Raw genomic sequence first — 7,074 nt, forward strand, 5'->3', positions numbered from 1 at the left:
GGCATTGAGGCGAGTCTGCGGGCATGACCACGACTGAGCCCGAATCCGCGCGACCCGAATCCGCCTCAGACCACTCGCACGACCCGGCTGCCTGGGGCGAGCCGCGGAGCAAGACGATCACCTGGCACGACCCGCTGCCTGTCGCCGCGGCGGCGGCGTCGCTGAGCGGGCTGGAGTTCCTGTCCGCGATGCGTGACGGGCGCATTCCGCCGCCCCCGATCTCCCGTCTGTTCGACTTCCGGCCAATCGAGGTCACGCCGGGAGACGTTGTCTTCACCTGTCTGCCGGACGAGTCGGCCTACAACCCGATCGGCCTCGTCCACGGTGGCCTGGTCTGCACGATCCTGGACACCGCGACCGCCTGCGCGGTGCACTCCACGCTGGCGGCCGCGGTGGCGTATACCTCCATCGAGATCAAGGTTAATTACCTGCGGCCGGTGCGCGTTGTCGACGGCCGGCCGAGCCGACTTACCGCGCACGGCTGGGTGACCAGGCCGGGACGGCGGGTGGCTTTCGCCGAGGGGGACGTCCGGGATGACCAGGGCAAGGTCGTGGCCACCGCCAACAGCACCTGTCTGATCATGGGTGGGACGGCCTGATCCCATGGCCTGATTCCGCGGCCTGACCGGAGACCCGATTCCCCGGCCTGACCGGCGGCCCGGCCCGACGCTCGGCCGGGCCGGATGCGAGCACGGGCGCGTCGTCGGGCGGCTGGCCCGACATCGTCCATGGACTGTCCCGAACTCGCGTCCGTGCTGTCCCGGCCTTGTCTTCCCGGCGTCCGCAACTCGGCGGGGTCGGCTAACGGACACCCTTGTGGGGCAGTTCATCGGACGATCCACATGCAGTCTGTACGTACACGCTGTATGGTCAATGCAGAGATCATCGCTCATCCACTGGTGACCTAACGAGAGGGGGCCAGCCGTGGCGGTCGAGTGGCGGTACCAGCTCCGGATTGGGACCTACCTGGCGAAGCAGAAGCTGCTTCGTCGCAAGCACTTCCCGCTCGTACTGGAGCTGGAGCCGCTGTTTGCCTGCAACCTGTCCTGCACTGGATGTGGCAAGATCCAGCACCCGGCGTCCGTCCTCAAGCAGCGGATGAGCGTCGACGACGCCTTGGCTGCGGTGGAGGAATGCGGCGCTCCGGTGGTCGCGATCGCGGGCGGCGAGCCGCTGATGCACCCGCAGATCCACGAGATCGTGAACCAGCTGGTCAAGCGCAAGAAGTTCGTGATCCTCTGCACGAACGGGCTGCTGCTCCAGAAGAAGCTCAAGAACTTCACCCCGTCGCCGTACTTCACCTTCGTCCTGCACATCGACGGTCTGCGTGAGCGGCACGACGCGGTGGTGGAGAAGGAGGGCACGTTCGACGAGTGCGTCCGCGCCTTCCACGCGGCGAAGGCCGCGGGCTTCCGGGTCGGGTCCAACTCGACGTTCTTCAACAACGACAGCCCGCAGGACGTCATCGACATCCTGACGTTCCTCAACGACGACCTCAAGGTCGACCAGATCCAGCTCTCACCCGGCTATGCCTACGAGAAGGCGCCCGACCAGGAGCACTTCCTGGGGGTCCAGGAGACCCGCGAGATGTTCTCGAAGGTCTTCGCGGACGGCCGGCGCAAGAAGTTCCGGCTCAACCACTCGCCGGTCTTCCTGGACTTCCTGGAGGGTAAGAGGGAGCTCAGCTGCACCGCGTGGGGCATCCCGAGCTACTCGCTCTTCGGCTGGCAGAAGCCCTGCTACCTGATGAGCGACGGGTACGTCTCGTCCTACAAGGAGCTCGTCGAGACCACCGACTGGGACGCCTACGGTCGTGGCAAGGACCCGCGGTGCGCGAACTGCATGGCGCACTGCGGCTATGAGACCTCCGCGGTGCTGGCCACCATGGGTTCCCTCAAGGAGTCCATCCGGGCGGCCCGCAGCGTCTGAGCTGGCCCATCGTGGTCTGAGCCGGCTCACGGCGTCACCGTCACCGTCAGATGACGTCGTCCGGCGGGAGCAGGGTTTCGCTGGCGTCGACGATGCCAGCCGGCTTTAGCCGGCAGTCCCGCGGGAGCCGGCGCCGCCGTCGGCACTGACCGGCGGCTGCTCGGCGAGATCGCCACCGCGGCCGAGTCCGCGCAGCAGCCGGTCGAGCACGGTGCCGACCTCGAGGCGGGCGGTGTCCGGGTCCGCGGCGCCGGCGGTGTAGATGCTCGCCTCCGACAGCAGGGCGGCGACCAGCCTGGTCAGCGGGACCACCGGCAGCGGGTCGATGCGGTCCTCGGCCATCGCGCGCTCCAGCCACTCCGAGAGCAGCCGGTAGCCGTGCTTCTCGACGAGCGCATCCCAGGCGTCGTTGCCCAGCACGGCCGGACCGTCGACGAGGACGATGCGCTGGAAGTCGCTGTCCGCGGTGGAGATGTCGAGCAGGGACTGGAACCCGGACCGGAGCTGCGTCCAGGCGTCGCTGGGAAGCTCCGCGTCCCGGGCAAGTTCACCAGCAACGAGCTGTTCGGCCACCTCCGTCGCGACCTGTTCCATCACGGTGCGAAACAGCGCGGCCTTGTCGCGGAAGTGGTGGTAGAGCGCGCCACGGGTGACCTGCGCGTCGGCGACGATCTCCTCGGTGCCGGTGGAGGCGAACCCCTGTTCGGCGAACCGACGGCGGGCGGCGGAGATCAAGGCCTGACGGGTGTCAGCCGTCTGCGCGGTACGACGGCTTCGTGTCACCCCTTGATTATGGTGTAGCCGAGGCCGTTGTACCCACTACCGTCCCGGCACGAGCGGGCCTGGTCGTGACGAACCTGCTCCGATGAACCCGCAACCGCCGACGGACACCGATCCGTGGCTGTCGTCTCGCCCTCTGGTCGCGCCCTCGCCAGCCGTTCGTCGCGCACCGCCGATCACTTTTCGTTTTCAACTTGTTGCCGTCGGGTATCTCCGATCACCGCCGCCGATCGTGAGGTGACGGGAAGTGATCATTGTTTCCGCGGGGCGTGGTGGGCACCATCGTCGATGCTCATGTCGGCTACCCCACCGCCGGCCGGAGGCCCGGGATTTCAGGGTGGCGGCAGGAGCGTTTCGGGGGGGAGATCTCCGTACCGGCTCGACCAGACCGGGACGGAAGCCTTGTGACCCCGCATTACCCGGGGCGCCCGCACGCCCTTGAGGGGCCCGTGGCAGTATCACTTTCTGTGACAGTGCTGCTGTGGGTCGCCGTTGCCTCTCTGCTCGCTTGGCTCTACCTGACCGTCGGCCATGGGTTCTTCTGGCGGACCGATCAGCGCCTGCCATCCCGGCAGGCGCCGGCCGCTTGGCCCAGTGTGGCGATCGTCGTGCCGGCTCGGGACGAGGCCGACGTGCTTCCCGTGACGTTTCCGACGCTGCTTGCCCAGGACTACCCCGGTCGTGCCCGGCTAATCCTGGTGGACGACGGTTCCACCGACGGGACCACGGAGGTTGCCCGGGACCTGGCAGAACAGGCCGCTGCGCGCGGCGAGACCAACGTGACGCCGGCCATGACCACATCCACCGAACCCCCCGCCGGTTGGACCGGGAAGCTGTGGGCGCTGCGGCGGGGCATCGAGTGCGCTGGCGACGTCGACTTCCTGCTCCTCACCGACGCGGACATCTCCCATCGCCCGGGATCGCTGACTGCGCTCGTCGCGTCGGCGACCTCCCAGAAGCTGGACATGGTGTCGCAGATGGCCGTGCTGCGGGTGCAGACCGGCTGGGAGCGTCTGATCGTCCCGGCCTTCGTGCACTTCTTCGCGATGCTGTACCCGTTCCGGTGGTCGAACCGGCCGGGTTCGCGGGTGGCCGCTGCGGCCGGCGGATGTTCCCTGATCCGCCGGGAGGCCCTTGCGGCGGCCGGTGGACTGGCGGAGGTGCGCGGCGCCGTCATCGACGACGTGGCGATCGCGCGGATCATCAAGCGTTCGGGTGGGCGGACGTGGCTCGGACTCGCAGAGCAGGTCCACAGCCAGCGCCCGTATCCGCGGCTCGCGGATCTGTGGAAGATGGTGTCCCGCAGCGCCTATGCGCAGTTGCGGCACTCCCCGTCGCTGTTGGTCGGGACCGTGTTGGGACTGAGCCTGGTCTTCGTCATCCCGGTGGTCGCGACCATCGTAGGCATCGTGACCGGCGACGTCGCCACGGCTCTCGTCGGCGGGATCACCTGGTTGATCATGACTGTCACCTATCTGCCGATGACCCGCTACTATCGTCAGCCGCTGCCGCTGGCCCTGCTACTCCCCGGAGTGGCCGTGCTGTACCTCGCGATGACGGTGGACTCGGCGCGGCTCAAGCGGGCCGGGCGGGGAGCGGCCTGGAAGGGGCGTACCTACCAGGATCACGGTGCCCCGGCTGCCGCCGCCCGCGAGTATCCGAATGGCCCGGGTGAGCGGCGTGAGGGCTCGGTGGCCGGGCCGGCCGGCTCCCCGGGCATGCCGGCACCGGTAGCCGTATCGCCGTACCCGGACGGCGTTGCCACCGTCGCCTCATCGGCTTTGTCATCCGCCTCGTCCACGGTGCCCGCAACACCCCTGGTGATGGCGACATCCTCGGCGGTCCCCGCGCCGGCCGTGGCGCCGGTTTCCCCCACGCCCACGCCGCGCCCCTCCACGGCATCGTCATCGGCCCGGGGCGGATCGACCGATCAGCCCCGGGCCTAACTGGTGGTCCCGATGCATGGAGGAGATGAACCATGGGGAGGTTCGGAGACGGTCGACGAGTAGGACGGGGGCGAGGGTGCGTGAGGCCGCCATGATGGTTATCTACGAACTAGACCGTTCGGTTCGAAATTGTCAAGGGTAGGGTCCGTCGCGTGAGCGAGTCATCCATCCCGGCCGGGACGGCCGAACAGGACCGTCCGCCGGTCACCGGGGCCGGTGGCACGGCCGAATCACGGCCGGCGACGCGCGGCGATGCCCGGCGCGCGGCGATCCTCGACGCGACACTGGCTCTTCTCGCCGAGCAGGGTTACGACAAGCTGTCGACCCGCGCGGTGTCGGCCCGGGCGAAGGCATCGAAGGAGACGCTGTACGCCCACTTCGGCGATCGGCGTGGCCTGCTCGCGGCACTCGTCTCCCAGGAGGCGGAAGCTACGAACGCCGCTCTTCGACAAGCCTTGGCCGACGTCGGCGGCGGACCGGTGCGACCGGTGCTCGCCGCGGCGCTGACCGAGCTGCTTGCGCTGCTCACCAGCGCCCGTTCGGTCACCATCAACCGGGTCGCCATCGCCGCGCTGCCCGCTGACCCGGATCCCGCGGAGGCTCTCGTCGCCTGGGGTCGGCGTACCACTGGTCTCCTCTTCGAAGCCCTGCTGAGGCGAGGCGTCGCCCGTGGTGAGCTCGCGTTCGATGATGCCGCCGAAGCGTTCGAGGTGCTCTTCGGCCTCACCATCCGCGACAGTCAGATCGCCGCCCTGCTGGGTCGGCCTCCGGCCTGGACCGACAGTAACCGCCGGGCCCGCGCAGAACAGGCGGTCGCGCTGTTCTATCGGCTCTACGGCACCGCCGTCCGCGTCTGACCGCCTGCCCGGGTCAGACCGTGGCAGGAGCCGGCCCTCGTTCCAGGCGATGGCGGAGAGTGACCGCATCCTCGGCGAGCGCGGAGATGAGATAGCCCGGACCGGCCAGGGGAAGCAGTGCCACCCCGTCCGCGACGGCCGCCTGCGCGCCGGACCCCGCGCTCTCCGCCGGCACGGATTCCCGCCGGGCCGCCGGAAAGCCCACCGGATCGGGCCCCGCGACGAGGAGCGACCCGACGGCACGAGCCGAGCCGAGGAGGGCTGGTCCGGTCAGACCAGGTATCTCGGGACCGAGGACGAGATCCTGGCGCAGCAGGGGGATCGGTTCGGATGGCGGATCCACCTCCGCGTGGGCGTCCACGTCCACCCGCAGGGTGCTACGTATCGATCCGGTCGTCTCCCCGAATCGGCCCAGCAGGATCTCCTCGCGCAGCCGTAGCCAGGCCGTGGCCGCCAGGTACACATCGGTCACCAGGAGATGGTCCGAGCCTCGCGCCGCGACGGTCGGCTCCGGCGCGAAGTCCAGCGCGCCACCCGGGGCCACCCGCGCCGACACGGTGAAGCGGGACGGCCCGGGCCCGTGACCGGGCAGGGCCACCGTCGCGGCCACTGAACGCACCACCAGGCGCACCCCGCTGCCGACGGAGATGTCGGGTCCCAGATCATCGCCCGCCAGCGGTCCGGCGGCCGCGTTGACCAGGTGAACCGTCACGGTCGGCAACGCGTCCGCGGGCCCTTGCCCGAACGGGGCAACCACGGTCGACGGGACGGCGGGCCGGGTCGAACCGCCCGGCCGGGTGGAGCCGACGGCCCGCGCGGATATCGCGGGCACCGTAGACGAGGCCCTAGTCCGACCAGGGGATGCTCCGGTCTGGCACAGGACGACCGGCACGTCGGAGCGCAACTCGGTGAGCCTCGCCGTGCCGTCCGGAGCCGGCATGACCCGGATGACGGCCCGTGCCCGCACGGCCGTGTGGCCCGTTCGGGCGGCCGTGACGAGAGGGCCCTCCGGCCCGGCCGCGACCCCGCCCAGGATGACCCCCGTCTCATGGCTGCCATGGTGCCAGCCGGCGGGCACCGGTCAGGACGTGAACATCCGCAGCGCCGTGGTGCGGTGCCGTTCGGCCAGGAGATCGAGGCGGATGCCGGTGACAACGGGAAGCAGCCGGGGCGGGCGTCGGGAAGCCTCCGCACCGGCCAGCGCGATCGCCTCGACCTCGTCGGCGAGCCGGGCGAGCACGGCGGTGACGGCTAGGGGGTCCAGCCCCATCAGGCGGGTCGCGGCGGTCGCGGGTCCAGTGACCGTGGTGTGGGCGGCGACCAGAGCGGCGTCCGAGGGACGCAGACCCGCGCCCGCGGCGACCATGCCTAGTACGATCGGGTGGTGCGGTGCACGTGGACCGGGCGGCATCGGCCAGGCGGCCCGGTCCGCTCGCAGCAGCGTGCGCCCCTGAGCCCGGCTCGCATCGCGTTGAGCGGGAGAGGGCGTCCGGGCGTCGAGCTCGGCGTCCAAGGTGGCGATGGGGGCGGCGGGGGTGACGGATGCGGCGGGGACGTGGTCG

7 protein-coding genes are annotated in these 7,074 nt (G+C 70.1%); 4 read left to right on the forward strand and 3 right to left on the reverse strand.

What is annotated here, in order from left to right:
- Positions 1-23 precede the first annotated feature (23 nt).
- Together AC08OJ_RS09610 and hpnH are read left to right on the forward strand one after the other, a co-directional pair.
- Complete coding sequence (locus tag AC08OJ_RS09610) at positions 24-599, forward strand: PaaI family thioesterase (protein WP_476595544.1); 576 nt, start codon at positions 24-26, stop codon at positions 597-599.
- A 325-nt stretch (positions 600-924) separates the two neighbouring features.
- Entirely contained in the window at positions 925-1,929 is a 1,005-nt protein-coding gene (hpnH, locus tag AC08OJ_RS09615) for an adenosyl-hopene transferase HpnH (protein ID WP_011435280.1), read from the forward strand.
- Between the two features lie 105 nt (positions 1,930-2,034).
- On the opposite strand, the gene AC08OJ_RS09620 is transcribed toward hpnH, so the two are convergent.
- Complete coding sequence (locus AC08OJ_RS09620) at positions 2,035-2,712, reverse strand: TetR/AcrR family transcriptional regulator (protein ID WP_476594224.1); 678 nt, start codon at positions 2,710-2,712, stop codon at positions 2,035-2,037.
- Between the two features lie 464 nt (positions 2,713-3,176).
- Here AC08OJ_RS09620 and AC08OJ_RS09625 point away from each other — a divergent pair, with 464 nt between their 5' ends.
- Both AC08OJ_RS09625 and AC08OJ_RS09630 read left to right on the forward strand, forming a co-directional pair.
- Positions 3,177-4,655 (forward strand): glycosyltransferase, encoded by a 1,479-nt coding sequence (locus tag AC08OJ_RS09625; RefSeq protein ID WP_476594223.1) that lies wholly within the window; start codon positions 3,177-3,179, stop codon positions 4,653-4,655.
- Between the two features lie 152 nt (positions 4,656-4,807).
- Complete coding sequence (locus AC08OJ_RS09630) at positions 4,808-5,512, forward strand: TetR/AcrR family transcriptional regulator (RefSeq protein ID WP_476594222.1); 705 nt, start codon at positions 4,808-4,810, stop codon at positions 5,510-5,512.
- A 13-nt stretch (positions 5,513-5,525) separates the two neighbouring features.
- On the opposite strand, the gene AC08OJ_RS09635 is transcribed toward AC08OJ_RS09630, so the two are convergent.
- Together AC08OJ_RS09635 and AC08OJ_RS09640 are read right to left on the reverse strand one after the other, a co-directional pair.
- Positions 5,526-6,590, reverse strand: coding sequence for an urease accessory protein UreD (locus AC08OJ_RS09635; RefSeq protein ID WP_476595545.1), 1,065 nt, complete (start codon positions 6,588-6,590; stop codon positions 5,526-5,528).
- Positions 6,591-6,593: 3 nt separating this feature from the next.
- Positions 6,594-7,074: urease accessory protein UreF (locus tag AC08OJ_RS09640; RefSeq protein ID WP_476595546.1), on the reverse strand; the 481-nt coding region annotated here is incomplete at its 5' end.

The organism is Frankia sp. CgKIO3 (assembly GCF_977946435.1).

What these genes read in the sequence shown, in the direction of transcription:
- AC08OJ_RS09610 (WP_476595544.1), top strand. Translation starts at nt 24, where the DNA reads ATGACCACGACTGAGCCCGAATCCGCGCGACCCGAATCCGCCTCAGAC.